Below are 17,474 nucleotides of genomic sequence, written 5' to 3' on the forward strand. Positions count from 1 at the left end.
GGAAAAGCCCAAGCTTGGTTTCTAAATTAATTCGTTTTTTCGATCAACTTCATGGCCGCATCATAGGCGCGGTCGTTGTCGCTGATTTTATTTGCTAATTCAGTTTCAATCTTCGTCAACGTCTGCTTGTCAACTTTACCAGTGGCACTCAACTTTGCGTGCTTCTGATATTGTTTGACAGCTGCCGTGGTGGAATCACCGAAGTAACCGTTGACCGTTCCCTTGAAGTAACCTAACGCTTGCAAGTACTTCTGGAACGTCTTGACGTTACTGTTGACCTTATCTGCTTGCAAGTCACTCACTTTACTGATGACCGTCAAACTAGCATAACTTGGTTCATCCGCTTTGACATCCGGCGTCAAGCCCTTCTTGTTGATCCACGTGCCATTCGGCGTGAGCCACTTGGCAACGGTAATCTTCATTTCGGTCTTATCGCTAAAGGTCGTGACTGTTTGGACCGTCCCTTTACCATAGGACTGTGAACCAACTAATTTAACGCCAGCAGACTGGTGCAAGGCGGCCGAGAAGATTTCTGCAGCCGAGGCACTCCCACCGTCGATCAAAACGGTCGTTGGTTTGGTCTCCTTAAAGCCACCGTCATACTTCTTAGAAGCGGTGTACTTCTCAGTTGAACCGTCCCGTGCTTCGACTTGCATGATAGTCTTCCCGTTCTTCAGGAAGATAGAGGCCATCTTGAGCGCTGCCGTCATCAAACCACCGGGGTTCCCACGCATATCGATAACTAACTTCTTGGCGCCCTTCTTATCGAGAGCCTTCAATGCAGTCTTGAATTCTTTGGCCGTATTGGTCGAGAAAGTCGAGACGGTGATGTAGCCGATCTTCTTGCTACCGCCGACGAGTTTATAGTCAACGGTCGTCACCGGAATCTTGGCCCGCTTCAGGCTCACTGTGAAGGTCTGTCCGCTACGTTCAATCGTCAATTTAACGGTCGTGCCGACTTTACCGCGCATCATATTGACCGCTTGTGTCAATGTCTTGCCAGAAACAGACTTACCATTGACCGCCTTGATGATATCCTTAGGCTTTAAACCGGCCTTCTTGGCAGGGGTACCGGCAATTGGCGAGATAATTTGAACATAATTGCCGGACTTTTGAACCTGAGCCCCAATCCCAGAAAATGAACTATCGATGGTGTCGTTCAGGCTCTCGGTCTCACTCTTATCCATGTACTCGGAGAATTTATCTCCTAAAGAATTGACCATCCCGTTGATGGCACCATTCGCCAACTTGTTGGCATTGACCGGTTTATAATAATTTTGATTGATGGTCTCGTAGACCGATTCAATCTTTTTCATTGCCTTACTAGTCTGTTGCATACTGCTGAGTTGGGCATTAACTTGCCGACCAATCAACCAGTACGTTCCGCCAACCCCGATCCCGAGCGCAACGACGACGGAAATAATGTAAGTCCATAAGCCGACGCGTCGTTTGGGCCGCGGTGTTTTTTTCAAATGCGGATTGGTTTGTTTGGGTTCCTCTGACATAACCGAACGTCCTCTTTCCTACGAATAAATTTATGCTTCACTTGCGAGATAGGCTTGCCACGCATCATCAAATATCGTCATTGAAGGCAGGTAACCCGCGTTCAATTCTAAATATTGAGAGACCTCATGAAAATCCTTGCTCTGCTTCGGAAACGACTGATCCAGAAACGCATTGTTCGCAAATTCAGCAATCGCATCGGTACTATCAGGGTTCCGTTGGGTCATCAAAAACGTATAAAATGTTTTGTGCATGTATTCACCTCATCTTCTTAATCACTAGTTTTTGGAATGTGCATTTCAAACTTGAACTGATCGTTCTTCAAATCAAGCTTATCAACACTATAACGAACATCGTGTTTACCGACCAGTTTATTCAAATACAGGTCGATCGTCTTATTCTTGGCATTCAACTTGACCCACTTAGGCGTTTTGTAATTATTATTGATGTAATTAATAACGAAGCTGATTGGCAACGACATTGTGCCGACCGATAAGTTCGTGGCCTTCAGTGAAATATTACCATCATCGATCACGCTTGGCTTCATGGTAATCACAAACGAAACATCCTGACCTAATACTTTGGTCGTCCCTAACAGGTAGGCGCCCGTGGACCGGACGACGAAGCGATACTTCATGTCTTGACCCTTTTGTAAGTCGGCTAGATAGTAGCTCGCTAAGGCGTTCAATTGCTTGCGATTCATGGTGATTGGTACACTAGCGGCGTCATTACGGCTGGTGGTCAAACTGGTACTTTCACTTGGTGACCGAAACACTTGCGTTCCAACGTAAGCGCCGGTCCCAATAATTAAGGCAATCAACACGATTGCGACCCATTTCCAAATATTGACGGGCCCCGTCGACTTGGGCGGCTTCGGACTCGTCGTTTTGGTGTGTTGTGCTTCCCGCATCTCAATTCCTCCTTTATTTTTTAAGTAACCAGGCATCGTGCGTCATCATCGTCTGGTACAGCTTCGACGTGAAGACCCGATAACCCCGTTTATTCGGATGGAAATTATCACTCGTCGAAATCAGGTCATTGGTCTTATTCTCCGTCGCCAACGCGCCATTGATGGCCTTCGCACTCGTGAGACTCGTCAGCGTTGTGGCACTGGCTGCTCGCTTCAACTTGCGAATTTGCGCGGCCGTCTTGTACTGACCATGTGACATCGTCCAATTAATATCCATAAAATAAGTATGCTTATATTGACTGACCGTCGTCTGCGTCTGATCATTCCACTGACTGATATAGTGGGTGATCGACGTCACATTCGGGAAGTTCACATAAATTGGATTATAGATGCTAAAGACAAAAATCGACGCTGATCCATTCAAACTTTGTAATTTATTAAACAGTTTCGTCAGCTTCGTAGCATACAAGGTCTGCGCCTTGGCGACCGTGGCATTGTTCTTAGCCGTATTATTCGACGTGATCGATCCTTCCAACGTCTGCAACAAGTCATTACCTCCGACCGTCACTGTTAAAACGTCGGCCTTAGCAATTTTTTGTTGCAACGCTTTAGACTTATTGATTCGCGCCAAAATCTGGTCACTGCGGTCACCGGATTTACCGGCATTGGTCGTTTTGACCGTCAAATCTTGTTTCTTGGCTAACGTCTGCTTGATCTGACCGACATAGCCGCCTTCGGATTCATCACCGACCCCTTCTGTCAATGAATCCCCGACTGCCACGAGGTTGATACTGCTCTTGTGCGGGGTCGTTTTTTGCGTGGCCTTTTTAGTCGTCGTGGGCTTGGTCGTAGTGGCCTCGTCGTGCGGATGCATCAAGTAGTTGACGCCGAAAAAGACGGCCACCGCGAGGACTGCAACCACCAGTACGACTTTGATGGTTTCTTTAATTTTGGACATGAACCTCCAACCTTTCTGACACTGGTTATTTGAACGATTGGCTGACAACTTACCCCTAAAACAATAAAATGGTCATCATCCCCAAACTGGGACGATCACCATTTACCGTTAGCACTCGCAGACAGGTCGTCTGTAAGCCTTCGTTAACTTTAAGCTGGTGCCTGGGTATGATATTCCACCGCAAAAGCGCCCGGACCACCATGGGTTGCGATGATCGGTACTGTTGGTTGAACGCTGACCCGTAAGCTTGGTAAAGCGGCTTGCAAGCGCGCCTTATATTCTTCAACGCGTTCCGTCGCACCAACGTGTGAGATTGCGACTTCCACCACGTTCGGTGTCGCAATAATATCTTCAAGAACTTTATCAAAAAACTTATTAATCGCTTTGACGCCGCGGCCCTTCATCTTCACATCTAAAGTGCCATCGTCAACTTCGAGCGCAATTTTCACGTTCAGTAACGTACTGATTGCCCCGGTCAAACGACTGATACGGCCACCGGCAACTAAGTTATTGAGCGTCATCACACCCATAAATAACTTGGTGTGGGCCTGAGTGGTGTGGATTTGATCAATCACCGTCTGCTTGTCAGCACCATCCTGGGCTAACTTGGCTGCGGCAATCACTTGAAAGGCCAACGCCCGGTCCGTGGTGCGCGCATCAATCACCGTTACATCGGTCTTGGTAATCGATGCGGCCTGTTCTGCGGTGTGAACCGTTCCTGAAATCGCTTCGAGCATGTTGATGCAAATCACGCTTGAGCCATCCGCACCTAACTTGTCAAAAGTTTCAATAAACGTTCCCAGCGCGGGCTGACTCGTCTTAGGCAAGGACTTGGCCGTTGCCATTTTGCTAATAAATTCCTCACGTGTGATGGTTTCATCTTCCACGTAAATAGTGCCATCGATCATGACAGTTAACGGAATCACGGTAATATCGTATTTTTTTACCTCGGCATCCGTCAAATTTGCCGAAGAATCGGTCACAATCTTGATTTTCGTCATACTTTGCCACGCTTTCTTATACTTGTAACGTTAATAAAATCGTTACAATAAATTAATGCTTTCAGTATAGCAGAAATCTGCTTGACTTTCACGATTCGCGCTGAATTAACGGCGGCGAAAATCGTCAAATTCATACGGATAACGGTTTTTGTCGTCCACCGTTCCAACCTGCTTAGTGACGAGTTGCCACTGCGAATAGTCGATCGCAGGCATCCAAGTGTCACCGTCAAAACGCGCGTTGATACGCGTCCGATAGAGATAGTCCGCAATTGGCAGCACGGCCTGAAAGACCACCGCGCCCCCAATGACGAAAATCAGTTCATCCGGATTTTTGGCGGCCAGGTCCTTTAAGGCCGCCAAATCAGTCAGTTGTTGCACCCCCGCCGGCAATGCGAGGTCCGACTGTTGCGACAGGACCCAGTTTGTCCGGTGTGGCAACGGGCGTTTGAATCCCATAAAAGTTTTGCGTCCCATCACCACGTGGTGTCCTGTCGTCAATGTTTTAAAACGGTGCATGTCCGCTGGCAGGTGCCAAGGTAACTGGCCCTGCTTGCCAATCAGGCCATTTTGGTCCTCCGCCCAGATCAAAGCAATCATCGTCATCCAGCCTCCTAAATTGCAACCGGCGCTTTAATGGCCGGTGCGGGGTCATAGCCTTCTAACTTAATATCGCTCATCTGATAATCAAAAATGCTGGTATGCGCACCATTTAGAACTAACTGTGGTGCTGGCTTGGGTTGCCGTGCCAACTGCGTCTTGATTTGTTCGATGTGGTTGGTATAAATATGGGCGTCCCCCAACGTATGCACGAACTCGCCGACTTCTAGTCCAGTCTCCTTCGCAATCAGATGGGTCAACAACGCATAACTCGCAATGTTAAACGGCACCCCTAAGAAGACGTCTCCTGAACGTTGATAGAGCTGACAAGAGAGTTTGCCATCCGCGACATAAAACTGGAACAGCGTGTGACAAGGCGGTAACGCCATACTTGGCACGTCTTCTGGGTTCCACGCCGAAACGATCAGACGGCGTGAATCAGGATGCGTCTTGATCATGTCGATGACATTGGCGATTTGGTCGATCGTCGACCCTTGACGTGTTTGCCAATGACGCCACTGTGCACCGTAAACGTCACCTAAGTTACCAAATTTGGCCGCAAAGGCATCGTCATTCACGATTTGGTCATCAAAAGCTTTCATTTGGGCTTGATAAACCGGTGCAAATGCCGGGTCATCCAACCGTCGATGTTCAAAATTCGTCATGTCCGGGCCATCATAATCGGCACTCGTGACCCAATTCTTAAAGGCCCATTCGTCCCAGATATGATTGTGGTGTTTTAACAAATATTGAATGTTCGTGTCACCGTGTAAGAACCATAACAATTCACTTTTGATCAACCCAAATGGCACCTTTTTAGTCGTCAGTAATGGGAAACCCTGACTCAAATCAAAGCGCATCTGATAACCGAAAATACTGTAAGTCCCAGTTCCGGTACGGTCATCCTTGTACGTGCCATGTTCTAAAATGGTGCGCGCGAGTTGTAAATAACTATCTTCTAACATGCGATCATCCTTTCAGGCTTCTGCGTACTGACTGAGGTAATCCCAACGTTCCATCTTTTCATCAATGGTCTGCTCGGTTTTGGTCAGTTCTTTTTGTAAGTCCGCTAACTTGCCGTAATCACTAGCATTGGCGGCCATCGCTTCTTCAATCTCACTCTTATGGCTGTCGAGTCCTTCAATGACTTCTTCAATCTTGTCATATTCTAACTGTTCAGCATACGTCAATTTTACTTTTTGCTTAGGTGCCGCGGCGGATGCTGGTTCCTTATCAGCAGCGCTAGTTGATTTGGCTGAACTGGACTTCGTGTGCGACTTTGAAGCATCCGTACTAGCCGCTTTTTGGTCCTTCAAATAACTTGAGAAACGCCCCGCGTACCGTTCAATGTGGCCTTGGCCATCAAAAATCAGGAGCTTCGTGCCGACTTTATCCAGGAAGTACCGGTCATGTGAAACGGTAATGACGGTACCGGCAAAGTCATCCAGGTAATTTTCAAGGACGGTCAACGTCCCAATATCCAGATCATTGGTCGGTTCATCCAGTAGTAACACGTTTGGTTGTTGCATCAATAATTTCAGCAAATATAACCGCCGCTGTTCACCACCAGAGAGCTTGCGGATCAACGTTCCGTGCATTGACCGTGGAAAGAGGAATTCCTCTAACAATTCGGTCACTGACACGTGTTCACCCTGTTTGCTGAGCACCGTCTCACCGACGTCCTGCAAGTAATTGATGATCCGTTTATCACCTGGAATCGGTTCGGTCTGTTGCGTGTAATAGGCCATTTTGACCGTTTCACCAATCGTCACCGTACCGCTGTCTAGTGGTAAACGCCCAGCAATCACGTTTAACAGGCTGGACTTGCCGGCACCATTGATCCCAGTGATTCCGATTCGGTCATTGGCCTGAATCAACATGGAAAAGTGGTCCAGAATCGTCTGTTGGTCAAATTGGAGACTAGCATCTTTTAACTCGATTACCTTTTTACCAAGCCGTTGCTGGCCCAGTGAAATATCGACGTCACCATCCACTTGTAAGGTGTTCAAATTGTCCTTTAAATCGTTGAACCGATTGATACGCCCCTGTTGTTTGGTACTCCGGGCAGGCGCACCGGCACGCATCCAGGCCAGTTCCTTTTTATACAGCTGTTGCTGCTTATGTTCGGCCAACACGTCGCGGGCGACCCGTTCAGCTTTGGCTTGCACGAAGTCTTGGTAGTTTCCAGTGTACTTGTGCAGCTCACCAAACGAGAGCTCAAACATCTGATTAGCGACCTGATCTAAGAAATACCGGTCATGGGTCACGACAATCAGTGCACCTTTATAGCTCGCCAAGTAACTTTCTAGCCATTCAATCGAATCAAAATCGAGGTGGTTAGTCGGTTCGTCTAGCAACAGTAAATCTGGCGATTGAATCAAAACCTGTGCCAGGCCGACCCGCTTCTGCTGACCCCCGGACATCTGCTTGATCGTCTTCGTCAAATCCGTAATGTGCAACTGGGTCAAAATCGTTTTGACATCACTTTCCGCCGTCCACGCGTCTTCCTGATTCATCTGGTCTTCAGCGGCCACGTATGCTTTTTGCGCAGCGGGGTCTTCTGGATGGTCGGCATAGACCGCGAGCGTTTGCTCGTAGTGCCGAATCGTCCGAAAGACTTGCTGACTACCAGCCAAAACGGCATCGATCACCGTTAAGTTTTCATCCAGTTCTGGTTTTTGTTTTAAATAACCAATCGTATAATTCTTTGGCATGATCAGCTGACCAGCTTCTGGTGCCGTCACGCCCGCTAATACGTCTAATAAATTCGTCTTCCCGGACCCGTTAACGCCAATGACACCAATCCGGTCATGTTCATTCACAATAAACGAAATATCATGAAATAACGTCTTCTCACCATAAGTTCGGGTCAGATTTTCTGCTCTTAAAGTTTGCATTCTCACGATCCACCCTTTTTTACATCATTAAGTTCTATCTTAGCTAGAATTGGCCTAAAACACAACTGACAAACGCGCAAATCCGATTAATATTTTGGAAAGCTGAGTGACATGAATCATGGTTGAAAGGCCCGATTGGTTGGTTTACTGTTCGTCAGCCAATGCGCGTCCGATTCCGACTTCCGGGGCTGGCTGACAATATGCAGTAATGTTAATATTCCATCGAGTAAGATAGCTAGGAAGTTATCAGGAACTAGTCTCACAGTTCAAAGGCAGCGTTATGGTTATCAAGTAATAGTGAGCATTTCATTCATCGTTGGGTCCGCACGTGCTCGCCTTTCAAATACCATCCCGGCTGGAAGGCGTTTCTAACAATGCTCAGCGGCTCATAGCCTGTGAGGTTCAGACCGGTTGGGACTGAGGATTAACCTAGCTAGAGCGTTAAGCGGTGAATTTCCGCTTGGCGTTCTGGCGTAGCTAACCGGGAGTCTCAGTCTGACCCGAACACATTTCGGCAATATTGCATAGAACGTAGAATACCAGTATTTAAGACGTGGGTTGTCGGCTCAAGTCTGTGTCTATCGCGTTCCAGCGTTGTCATAAATGCCTGGAAGCTGGCGTAAGACGAACCAAGCACTGCAAGTTTACGCAAAGTTCTCCTTGTTTCCAGTGGGTCTGAGCTGGTGGCCTTTGAGCTTAAGAACTAACGCCTTTTAATCATGCCTCACAACAAATGATCAGGACAAAAATAGCCGCCCTAGGAAATTGTCTCCTAAGGCAGCTACTTCAACGTTCAATTAATTTATTTGGCACCAGCGCTTACTTGTTCCGGTCACCATAAACATCAAAGACGGTCCGTTCGTCATCGACAACTAAGTGTAACTTGCCGTCGCTGGCTAATGAACTGGTTTGATAAATGTTGTCGATACCGTCTGCATCCCGTGGCTTGAATGGGAGGTAGATTTGTTCACTACCCCGTTCGTCACCAAATAAAATATCGATTTTTTCAATATCTTGGTAATGGGTCACCCGTTCGAACATCCCACTTGTCACAGAAGACAATTGGGTCGTTTCAGGGTCGATTGCGTCGGCATCTGGCTTGAATTCAGCTTTGAAGGACTTGCAAGGATGAATGATCGTCATGTGACCACCCTTGATACGGCCGTAACTCGTCGTTACACGGCCAATCCACAGGTCGGAGATATCTTGATGATGCACCGTCCAAGTGTCACCATTCCGAAAATGAAATTTCAATGCTTCTAATGCTCGTTCCATTTAAATCACCTCATTGAATTAGTTTCACTTTAATCGTAACAGATTCATAGAAAATATCAATGGTTTTTTGAATCCGCTACCATCCGTGCAAAATCAAGCAAAGCGTCTTGCTGATTTTCAACTTTTCCAGTGATGACGGCCTGCAAACAAGCAGCCAAAATCGACCCCATCATCGGTCCCGGTGTCACCAACTTCGCTTTCAACAAATCGCCGCCATTAACTGCTAATTCATGCTTATCATGAATCGGTAGACTGGCATACGATTGGGCTAACTGAGCTTGATCCTGACCGAAGCCTAATATCGTTGCCACCTGATTGGCCGTTGTTAGCGCGTCTAAGCCAGTGTAGAAGTTTTCCTCGGACGTTAGTCGACCAGATCGTTCTAAGGCGTTGAGCGCGTTGACAGCGGCTGTGACGTGGCTGATCAACTCATTGCTCGTCTTCCAAGTCTTTAATAAGTGGCGAATCGCAGCGGCATCGCGCAGCTGCATTTGCCAACTCAACAAGGTCCAGACGCTCTCAATCGTCGATAAGTGCCAATCTGGTAGCGCTAGTAGTTGTTGTAGCATCGGCTTTTGGGCCGCCATCATTGGCATGTACTGGTATAATCCGGTCGTCAGCAAGCTTTTCAACCCGGCATCGGGATGCTGTCCCATTAGTAACTTCTCCCATTCCACACGGGTCCGTTCAACGGCAATCTTTGTGAGTAAGGCCGCATTATCGGTGATTGCTTGTTGCGTTTGGGGCTCGATGGCAAAATCCAGCTGGCTAGCAAAGCGGACCGCCCGCATCATCCGCAACGCGTCTTCATGAAAGCGTTCTTCCGCGACACCCACGGCCCGCAGCACGCCACGTTTTAAGTCAGCCAAGCCATCGAATAAGTCGATCACTTCACCCTTGGCCGTCATCGCCAGCGCGTTGATCGTAAAATCACGGCGCTTCAGGTCTTCTTTTAGTGAACGCACAAACGTCACTTGGTCCGGACGCCGAAAATCCTGGTAGCCCGACTCAGTTCGAAACGTGGTCGTCTCATAGCCGTTACCATGGTCTAAAATCATGACGGTCCCGTGCTCAATACCGGTATCGACGGTGCGCTTAAACAGTTGTTTGACCTCGGCTGGAAAAGCACTAGTCGCAATATCGACGTCATGCAGTGGCTTGCCGAGAATCGTATCGCGGACACAGCCACCAACAAAGTACGCTTCAAAACCAGCCGCTTCGATCGTTTCAATGATTGGTTTGGCCGCTTGAAACGCCGCTGGTAATTGCGTCAAAATCATAGTAAGTGCTCCAAACCAACGAAGAGTTCGTGGTACTGGTTGACCTTTTCAACCGCAACTTTGACCCCGGTCATAAATGAGATCCGGTCAAAGGAATCTTGGCGAATCGTCAAGCCTTCACCTGGGCCACCAAACATCACTTCTTCGTGCGCAACGAGTCCTGGTAACCGAACAGCGTGAATCCGCATGCCTTCGTATTCCGCACCACGCGCCCCTGGTAACGTTTCAGTGGCGTCAGGATTGCCTTGTTGTTTAGGCTGACGCACTTCCGCGATCTTCTTGGCCGTACTGATGGCCGTTCCACTTGGGGAATCGATTTTGTCATCATGGTGCATTTCAATGATTTCAACATCTGGGAAGTACTTGGCCGCTTGTTGGGCAAATTGCATCAATAAGACGGCACTGATGCCGAAGTTGGGTGCAATCAAACCGCCGACTTGTTTTTCCTTAGCCAATTTTTGTAGGTCTGCGACTTGTTCGTCGGTCATCCCGGTTGTCCCAATCACTGGTGAAATACCATGATTGAGCGCAAACTTGGCATTTTCATAGACCGCAGTTGGAATCGTAAAGTCGATCCACACCGTTGCATCGGTCTTGATTTGGTCTAAGTCATGAAAAGCTGGGACGTCTTGGCTCTTAAAACGGTCATCTTCATTTAAATTTTGGTCCTTACTGCGGGCGTCATAGACCCCAACCAATTCAAAATCAGGATTATCGATCACCATTTGTGCAGCAGTACTACCCATCCGACCCTTGTAGCCGGCAACAATTACTTTTACCACAATAAATTCCTCCTCAAGATTAAACTACCTGACACGGTGGCTGGTTGCTCAAGCGCCGCAAATACTAGTTACTCGCCACCTGAGCTATTTTGGCGTGCCAATCAAGTCAAGTGGCACCTTCACCACTCACGCATCCGCCACCGCGTATACCCTTATATTTTAGCAGACTATCACGCAATTAGGCAGTAGAATTGTCTATCACTCGCGAGAACGTCGACTTGTATTCCACTTGCGCCCTGAAATCGCCTCACTAGAAATCAAAAAAACAGTGGTGACCTAGTCATCATTTGACCGGATCATCACTGTTAAATAGGATTTATTGGACTAGTATTGCCTTGTTAACCATGTGGACGTCGCACTGAGTCTGCAGTGTGTTGGTTTTGTAAGCCGAAGTCAGTCCTTGACAATTGCACGAGCGCCAAACGACATCGGGGCCAGCTGCATTTCCGGACGCCTTCGAAGCGCAAAATTCAAAACTTATCTGAGTCGGCAACGATTTCGCACGGTTTAGCCGCAATAAAACAAGCATCTAAAAGCCGCATTGTTTAAATCAACGTATCGATCGCCGCTAAGACGCCATCATGATTATTGTCATGGGGCGTCAAATAGGTCGCCGTTCGCTTGACCGGTGCAATCGCGTTCTGCATAGCAAAGCTGTAATCGGCTTCGTGCAACATTTCTAGGTCGTTCCCATTGTCGCCGAAAGCGGCCGTCTGGCTGGCGTTGATGTGCCAGTGTGACTGCAAATACGCGAGTCCGGTCGCTTTATTGACATGTGGTGGGATGACATCTAGCCCGTTACCACCACTGACCGTCGCTCGCAGTCGGCCCGCAAACTGGCGATTAATCAGATCAGCGTGAGCGTTGGCATCCGTATCTTGCCAGCTAAACGTCGCCTTATAAATATGGTCGTCAATCGTCATCAAGGATGGCACGACCCGCAACCGACTCAGATAATAGCGCATCAGTGGGCTATCATCCTGTGGTCGAATATAGGCGGCTTGTTTGCCAGAAACTGAGATCTCAGCTCCCGCTAACGCCGGTTCAGTGGCGACAAAGGTCAACAATTCTTGATACAGTGGCAAGTCAATCAGACTTTCAGCCAGGACCTTGCCGTGATTGTCGATCACCAGGCCCCCATTTTCGGCAACGTAGGTCAGCTCGCCGTGAATGCCATCAAAAACGTCGATACAGTGCTGTAATTGGTTTCCGCTGGCCACAACAAAGTGTTGACCCTGCGCGTTCATCTGGTCTAACTGAGCTTGAAAACGCGGATGGTCAAACTGGTGGTCGTCTCTTAAAAATGTCCCGTCTAAATCCGTGGCAATGATGGCTACTTTCACGATAATTGGCTCCTCACTTAACTTAATCTAAACGAATCAGTCATCGGTTCATTGAACGCAACCGACGAAGGCATTCGTAACTAAGTTCATTCTACCAAAAATGAAAGTGTTTTCAACTAGTAACCCTGGTCTTCGTAATCTTCTAACATCGCGACCATTTCACCATCGTCTGGTTCGATCACCAAGTAATTGCGTAAGGCGGCCACCGCAGAATCCGCCATCCCAGCTTCACGGAAGAAGTAAATGGCAGGTTTGAGGAAGTCCTTGTTATGTTCGAAGAAGGGATAAGCTGCCTCGTAGTTATCCTTGGCCGCTTGGAAGTTGTCTAATCGATCATTTGAAATCGCCAAGTTCCAGTAGAACTGCGGGTCAAACTCATCGCTTTGGAGATATTGATCCAATAAATCGACGTTGTCTTGATACCGTTCGCGTTGAACGAGCAAGTTAGAGAGCTCCAAAACGGTCGTCAAATTGTCAGGGTCAATACTCAAGCCTTCGCGCAGGTACTTTTCAGCCAGCTCCTGATCGTCCAATTTCAGGGCTAAGCGGGCCGTTTGCAAGTACAACTGCTCATTGTACTGGTCTACCGCTAACCCTTCTTGTAGCGTCAATAACGCCTTATCAAGCTGATGCAGCTGTTCTTGAGCTTGCGCTAAGTAAGGATACAGTGACGCGTACTGGTCGTCAGATTCCCGTAACTTATTAAAAATATCGATGGCTTTTTGCGGTTCGCCCAGCTGCAGGTAGGTAAAGCCCAGTTCAAACTGACTGTCTGGTGTTAACTTGGCCGGTTTGATCTGTTCAAGGTAGCCGACCGCTTGTTCAAAACGCCCGGACTCCGCGTAGGATACCCCCAGACGTTCAACCAGATTGACTTTGGAGATTTCCAACTCACCCTGCTTGATCAAATCCAAGTAAAAACGGATCGCCTGGCGGTAGTTGCGAATCAAGAAGTAAAATTCGGCTAACGCAAATTCCACGATGGGTTCATCTGGTGCCAATTCGTAGGCTTCCTTCAACTTTTGCTCACTGACTTCGAACAACTCTTGCGTTTGATACAAGTCAGCTTCCACCAGTAGTGCTTGCACATAGGCTGGTGAATCCGGCTTGACTTGGTGCAAAAAATCCAGCGCCGTGTCCGTATCATCTTCATCAATCGCAATGTCTGCAAGACTAGTTCGCAAGTCATCTTCATCGGGATACTTAGCGAGCAGCTTTTTGTAAGTGCGTTCAGCTTGCTTCAAAAAGCCCAGTCCGTATAATTCTTCAGCCAAACTGTACAGTGTGTCATCGTCGTCTTTGCGCAGTGCCCAAGCAAAATGTTTCTTGGCTGTGTCGATTTGCCCGTTCGATAGTGCTGCGAGCATTTTTTCTGAATAACTCATTACACCCGTCCTTTGTACTAGTGCGGCCGCATCCAACGGCCCACTAGTCACTCAATTTTATTTAGGCGAACGTCGGTCTCATTAATTTCGACCACCCGTTCTGTCGATTTACCTGACATATAATCATAACGCAGACGACACCAAAAAAGCCAGTATAACGGTCGCTATACTGACTTTTCCGGTTGCATTTCAATTAATGATCTGCATTATTTAACTGCATCCTTTAAAGCTTTACCTGGCTTAAATGCAGGTACTTTGCTTGCAGGAATTTGGATTTCGTCACCAGTTTGTGGGTTACGGCCCTTACGAGCAGCACGTTCACGTACTTCGAAGTTACCAAATCCGATCAGTTGAACTTTTTCGCCCTTTGCAAGGGTTTCTTGGATTGATGCAAAGACTGCGTCAACTGCAGCAGTTGCGTCTTTCTTCGTTAAGTTAGTTGCCGCAGCAACGTTGTTAACTAATTCAGCTTTGTTTGCCATGTTTGATTCACCTCCCCGTTACAGAGTGAAGGATCACCGCGCTTTTTAACACGGTTGATCCAGATGATCATTTTTGAGTGGTCCAAAAATGAGAGAAACGATAACAAGCATCATTTCTTCATCAAAGATAGCATAGGAATGCCTTAATAGCAAGCTTTTTTAGCGTTTTCAGCTAAAATATCGCAAAAAAGTGATATTTATTTACATCAATCTCAAAATGTGCTAAAATGCCGACCTTATGCGCTTTTGACTACTTACGCCGTCGTTCGATCATATGGATTGGCGTTCCGGTAAAATCAAACGCATTTCGAATCTGATTTTCCAAGAAACGTTCATACGAAAAGTGCATCATATCAGGGTCATTGACGAAGACCACGAAGGTTGGTGGTTGAATCGCCACTTGAGTCGCATAGTAGACCCGGAGCCGCTTACCGTTATCACTTGGCGTTGGATTCATCGCAATCGCATCCATGATGACATCATTTAAGACGGATGATTGAATCCGACGCATATGGTTCGTATTGACCTTCTTAATCAGTGCTGGCAGTTGAGCCAAACGCTGATTAGTCTTGGCTGACACGAAGATGATTGGCGCGTAACTCAGATAAACGAACTGATCACGAATATAAGCTTCAAACTCTTGCATCGTGTGATTGTCTTTTTTGACCGTATCCCACTTGTTGACCACGATCACGATGGCTTTACCCGCTTCATGGGCGTAGCCAGCAACCCGCTTATCTTGTTCACGGATGCCTTCTTCACCATTAATGACGAATAGAGCCACGTCACTATTATCAATCGCCTTTAGCGCCCGCATGACGCTATAACGCTCGGTATTTTCGTAGACCTTACCCTTTTTACGAATTCCGGCCGTATCGACCATCACGAAGCGGTCGCCGTCTTCATCCGTAAACGCCGTATCAATGGCATCGCGGGTCGTCCCGGCAACATCTGAGACGATTACCCGTTCTTCACCCAACAACGCGTTGACAATCGAAGACTTACCCACGTTGGGGCGGCCAATCAGACTGAACCGAATCGTGCCAGGTTCATCTTCACCGCTCTTTTCAGGGAAGTTCTTGATGACGGCATCTAACAAGTCACCTAAGCCAAGACCGTGCGCCCCAGAGATTGGGTACGGGTCGCCAAATCCGAGTGAGTAAAAGTCATAGACTTCACTCCGTAATTCGGGATTATCGACCTTATTGACGGCTAAGACGACTGGTTTGTTAGAGCGATACAAAATCTGGGCCACGTGCTCATCGGCATCCGTGACACCTTCTTTGATGCTGACCAAGTAAATAATGACGTCAGCTTCGTCAATCGCGATTTCCGCTTGTTGTGTGATTTGCTTAATAAACGGGGCATCGTCAATATCGATCCCACCCGTGTCGATCAAACTGAAATCTTGCCCAAGCCATTCACTATTGGCATAAATACGGTCACGAGTAACCCCGGGCGTATCTTCGACGATTGAGATTCGATCACCAGCAATACGGTTAAAAATGGTCGACTTACCCACGTTAGGGCGACCAACAATTGCGACAACTGGTTTTGCCATGGTATTAATTCCTCCTTTGCCCTCGCAGCCGTCAAGGACGGTACGAGTCATCAATTAACTGGAACGTCCCAATTAATCTGTTCCTAAAAAAATATCCTTCAAGGCAAGCTTGAAGGGTATTTTTAACCAATCAATGATTAGTTTTCATCATTGTTGTTTTCAGCGTTCTTCAATTCGTCACCAATCAAATCACCTAAAGTAAATCCAGTTGATTCTTCTGGAGCATTAGCCGTTGAACGTTCGCTAGCAGTCCGGTTGTCGCGGTTGTTGTTGCGACGACGGTTGTTGTTACGACGTTCTGGTTGGCTTTCGTTATCATCGTCAGCAGTTTGTGGCTTTTCTTCCAAAGCTTTAATTGATAAAGCTAACCGCTTTTCGTCTGGACGAACGTCTAAGACCTTAACTTTGATTTCTTGACCAACTTTAAGCACGTCATTAGGCGTTGCAATGTGTTGGTGTGAAATTTGTGAAATATGAACTAACCCTTCAACACCAGGGAAGACTTCCACAAAGGCACCAAAACTCGTCAAACGCTTAACTTTACCGTCAAGTACGGCACCTTGAGGGGCTTTTTCTTCAATGCCATCCCAAGGTTCTGGTAAAGTAGCTTTGATTGAAAGTGAAACCCGTTCGCGGTCAGCGTCAACAGATAAGATCTTAACCTTAACTTCTTGACCAACTTTCAAAACGTCAGCAGGCTTTTCAACCCGTTCGTATGAAATTTCTGAAACGTGAACTAACCCATCAATGCCACCAAGGTCAACGAAAGCACCGAAGTTCGTCAAACGAGCCACTTTACCTTCGACAACATCGCCAGCTTGTAAAGTCTTCAAAGCTTCTTCACGTTGTGCTTCACGTTGCTTTTCAACAACTGCACGGTGTGATAAGATCAAGCGATTTTCGCTAGGTTCAATTTCAATAATCTTAAGTTCAAGTTCTTGGCCTTTGTAGGCATTTAAATCTTCAACGTAATGATCATCAATCATTGAGGCAGGGATGAAGCCACGAACACCAGCGTCAACGACTAACCCGCCCTTAACAACTTGTGTTACCGGAGCTTTAATCGTATGACCTGCTTCGTATTCTTTTTCAACGTCGTCCCAAACTTTGCGAGCTTCTAACCGACGATGTGACAGTAAGTAACTACCGTTTTCCTTGTCGCTGCCAATCCGAGAAATGACAACCAAGTCTAAAACATCACCGACTTTAGCGGCTTCGTTGACATCGTCAACCCGTTGTGTTGAGAGTTCCTTCAATGGAACGACCCCTTCAACACCGGTACCTTGGATACCAACAATTACTTGTTTGTCGTCGTCGATTGCTAAGACTTCACCCTTAACAACGTCACCGACGTTTACTTCTTCGACGCTGTTTAAAGCGTCTAAAAGTTCATTTTTCTCTTGGCTATTTTCGTTTTCACTCATGCAAATTTCCTCCTGTCAACAATAACTCTAACCTATATCATAGCTGAAAATGCAATGAAAAGCTAGCTAAAAGCAT

16 protein-coding genes are annotated in these 17,474 nt (G+C 47.2%); all 16 read right to left on the reverse strand.

Annotation, left to right across the window (positions count from 1 at the left end; genetic code table 11):
- Nucleotides 1-26 precede the first annotated feature (26 nt).
- Nucleotides 27-1,505 (reverse strand): S41 family peptidase, encoded by a 1,479-nt coding sequence (locus KGF70_RS06040; RefSeq protein ID WP_101873440.1) that lies wholly within the window; start codon nt 1,503-1,505, stop codon nt 27-29.
- A gap of 30 nt (nt 1,506-1,535) precedes the next feature.
- The gene (locus tag KGF70_RS06045) at nt 1,536-1,757 is read right to left on the reverse strand and encodes a YozE family protein (RefSeq protein ID WP_050338602.1); all 222 of its coding nucleotides are present in this window, start codon (nt 1,755-1,757) and stop codon (nt 1,536-1,538) included.
- A 17-nt stretch (nt 1,758-1,774) separates the two neighbouring features.
- The gene (locus KGF70_RS06050; RefSeq protein ID WP_105921434.1) at nt 1,775-2,413 is read right to left on the reverse strand and encodes a YpmS family protein; all 639 of its coding nucleotides are present in this window, start codon (nt 2,411-2,413) and stop codon (nt 1,775-1,777) included.
- A gap of 13 nt (nt 2,414-2,426) precedes the next feature.
- On the reverse strand, nt 2,427-3,371 hold the full coding sequence (locus KGF70_RS06055) for an SGNH/GDSL hydrolase family protein (protein WP_105920072.1): 945 nt from the start codon (nt 3,369-3,371) through the stop codon (nt 2,427-2,429).
- A 149-nt stretch (nt 3,372-3,520) separates the two neighbouring features.
- Nucleotides 3,521-4,372 (reverse strand): DegV family protein, encoded by an 852-nt coding sequence (locus KGF70_RS06060; RefSeq protein WP_021336613.1) that lies wholly within the window; start codon nt 4,370-4,372, stop codon nt 3,521-3,523.
- A 105-nt stretch (nt 4,373-4,477) separates the two neighbouring features.
- Nucleotides 4,478-4,969 (reverse strand): dihydrofolate reductase, encoded by a 492-nt coding sequence (locus tag KGF70_RS06065; RefSeq protein ID WP_050338598.1) that lies wholly within the window; start codon nt 4,967-4,969, stop codon nt 4,478-4,480.
- Nucleotides 4,970-4,983: 14 nt separating this feature from the next.
- On the reverse strand, nt 4,984-5,934 hold the full coding sequence (locus KGF70_RS06070; RefSeq protein ID WP_088771238.1) for a thymidylate synthase: 951 nt from the start codon (nt 5,932-5,934) through the stop codon (nt 4,984-4,986).
- 12 nt (nt 5,935-5,946) lie between these two features.
- Nucleotides 5,947-7,866, reverse strand: coding sequence for an ABC-F family ATP-binding cassette domain-containing protein (locus KGF70_RS06075; RefSeq protein WP_216767791.1), 1,920 nt, complete (start codon nt 7,864-7,866; stop codon nt 5,947-5,949).
- An 819-nt stretch (nt 7,867-8,685) separates the two neighbouring features.
- Nucleotides 8,686-9,141 carry a hypothetical protein gene (locus KGF70_RS06080; protein ID WP_003638839.1) on the reverse strand — a complete coding sequence of 152 codons (456 nt, stop codon included), beginning with the start codon at nt 9,139-9,141 and terminating at the stop codon, nt 8,686-8,688.
- Between the two features lie 56 nt (nt 9,142-9,197).
- Nucleotides 9,198-10,421 (reverse strand): CCA tRNA nucleotidyltransferase, encoded by a 1,224-nt coding sequence (locus KGF70_RS06085; protein WP_216767792.1) that lies wholly within the window; start codon nt 10,419-10,421, stop codon nt 9,198-9,200.
- Entirely contained in the window at nt 10,418-11,203 is a 786-nt protein-coding gene (gene dapB / locus KGF70_RS06090) for a 4-hydroxy-tetrahydrodipicolinate reductase (protein WP_050338594.1), read from the reverse strand. Before dapB ends, KGF70_RS06085 begins: the two co-directional genes overlap by 4 nt.
- 545 nt (nt 11,204-11,748) lie before the next feature.
- Nucleotides 11,749-12,546, reverse strand: coding sequence for a Cof-type HAD-IIB family hydrolase (locus tag KGF70_RS06095; RefSeq protein ID WP_105921436.1), 798 nt, complete (start codon nt 12,544-12,546; stop codon nt 11,749-11,751).
- A 116-nt stretch (nt 12,547-12,662) separates the two neighbouring features.
- A complete protein-coding gene (locus tag KGF70_RS06100; protein WP_216767793.1) occupies nt 12,663-13,931 on the reverse strand; it encodes a lipopolysaccharide assembly protein LapB in 1,269 nt (422 codons plus the stop codon).
- 206 nt (nt 13,932-14,137) lie between these two features.
- Nucleotides 14,138-14,413: an HU family DNA-binding protein gene (locus KGF70_RS06105; protein WP_003638844.1), complete on the reverse strand. Its 276-nt coding sequence runs from the start codon at nt 14,411-14,413 to the stop codon at nt 14,138-14,140.
- Between the two features lie 250 nt (nt 14,414-14,663).
- Nucleotides 14,664-15,974 carry a ribosome biogenesis GTPase Der gene (gene der / locus KGF70_RS06110; RefSeq protein ID WP_050338591.1) on the reverse strand — a complete coding sequence of 437 codons (1,311 nt, stop codon included), beginning with the start codon at nt 15,972-15,974 and terminating at the stop codon, nt 14,664-14,666.
- 137 nt (nt 15,975-16,111) lie between these two features.
- Nucleotides 16,112-17,398 (reverse strand): 30S ribosomal protein S1, encoded by a 1,287-nt coding sequence (gene rpsA / locus KGF70_RS06115; protein ID WP_003638847.1) that lies wholly within the window; start codon nt 17,396-17,398, stop codon nt 16,112-16,114.
- Nucleotides 17,399-17,474 lie beyond the last annotated feature (76 nt).

This window comes from Lactiplantibacillus sp. 7.2.4, assembly GCF_018991185.1.
GTDB lineage: Bacteria > Bacillota > Bacilli > Lactobacillales > Lactobacillaceae > Lactiplantibacillus > Lactiplantibacillus pentosus.

What these genes read in the sequence shown, in the direction of transcription:
- KGF70_RS06105 (WP_003638844.1), bottom strand. Translation starts at nt 14,413, where the DNA reads ATGGCAAACAAAGCTGAATTAGTTAACAACGTTGCTGCGGCAACTAAC.
- KGF70_RS06040 (WP_101873440.1), bottom strand. Translation starts at nt 1,505, where the DNA reads ATGTCAGAGGAACCCAAACAAACCAATCCGCATTTGAAAAAAACACCG.
- KGF70_RS06080 (WP_003638839.1), bottom strand. Translation starts at nt 9,141, where the DNA reads ATGGAACGAGCATTAGAAGCATTGAAATTTCATTTTCGGAATGGTGAC.
- KGF70_RS06055 (WP_105920072.1), bottom strand. Translation starts at nt 3,371, where the DNA reads ATGTCCAAAATTAAAGAAACCATCAAAGTCGTACTGGTGGTTGCAGTC.
- KGF70_RS06060 (WP_021336613.1), bottom strand. Translation starts at nt 4,372, where the DNA reads ATGACGAAAATCAAGATTGTGACCGATTCTTCGGCAAATTTGACGGAT.
- rpsA (WP_003638847.1), bottom strand. Translation starts at nt 17,398, where the DNA reads ATGAGTGAAAACGAAAATAGCCAAGAGAAAAATGAACTTTTAGACGCT.
- KGF70_RS06075 (WP_216767791.1), bottom strand. Translation starts at nt 7,866, where the DNA reads ATGCAAACTTTAAGAGCAGAAAATCTGACCCGAACTTATGGTGAGAAG.
- KGF70_RS06045 (WP_050338602.1), bottom strand. Translation starts at nt 1,757, where the DNA reads ATGCACAAAACATTTTATACGTTTTTGATGACCCAACGGAACCCTGAT.
- der (WP_050338591.1), bottom strand. Translation starts at nt 15,974, where the DNA reads ATGGCAAAACCAGTTGTCGCAATTGTTGGTCGCCCTAACGTGGGTAAG.
- KGF70_RS06070 (WP_088771238.1), bottom strand. Translation starts at nt 5,934, where the DNA reads ATGTTAGAAGATAGTTATTTACAACTCGCGCGCACCATTTTAGAACAT.
- KGF70_RS06100 (WP_216767793.1), bottom strand. Translation starts at nt 13,931, where the DNA reads ATGAGTTATTCAGAAAAAATGCTCGCAGCACTATCGAACGGGCAAATC.
- KGF70_RS06085 (WP_216767792.1), bottom strand. Translation starts at nt 10,421, where the DNA reads ATGATTTTGACGCAATTACCAGCGGCGTTTCAAGCGGCCAAACCAATC.
- KGF70_RS06050 (WP_105921434.1), bottom strand. Translation starts at nt 2,413, where the DNA reads ATGCGGGAAGCACAACACACCAAAACGACGAGTCCGAAGCCGCCCAAG.
- KGF70_RS06065 (WP_050338598.1), bottom strand. Translation starts at nt 4,969, where the DNA reads ATGATTGCTTTGATCTGGGCGGAGGACCAAAATGGCCTGATTGGCAAG.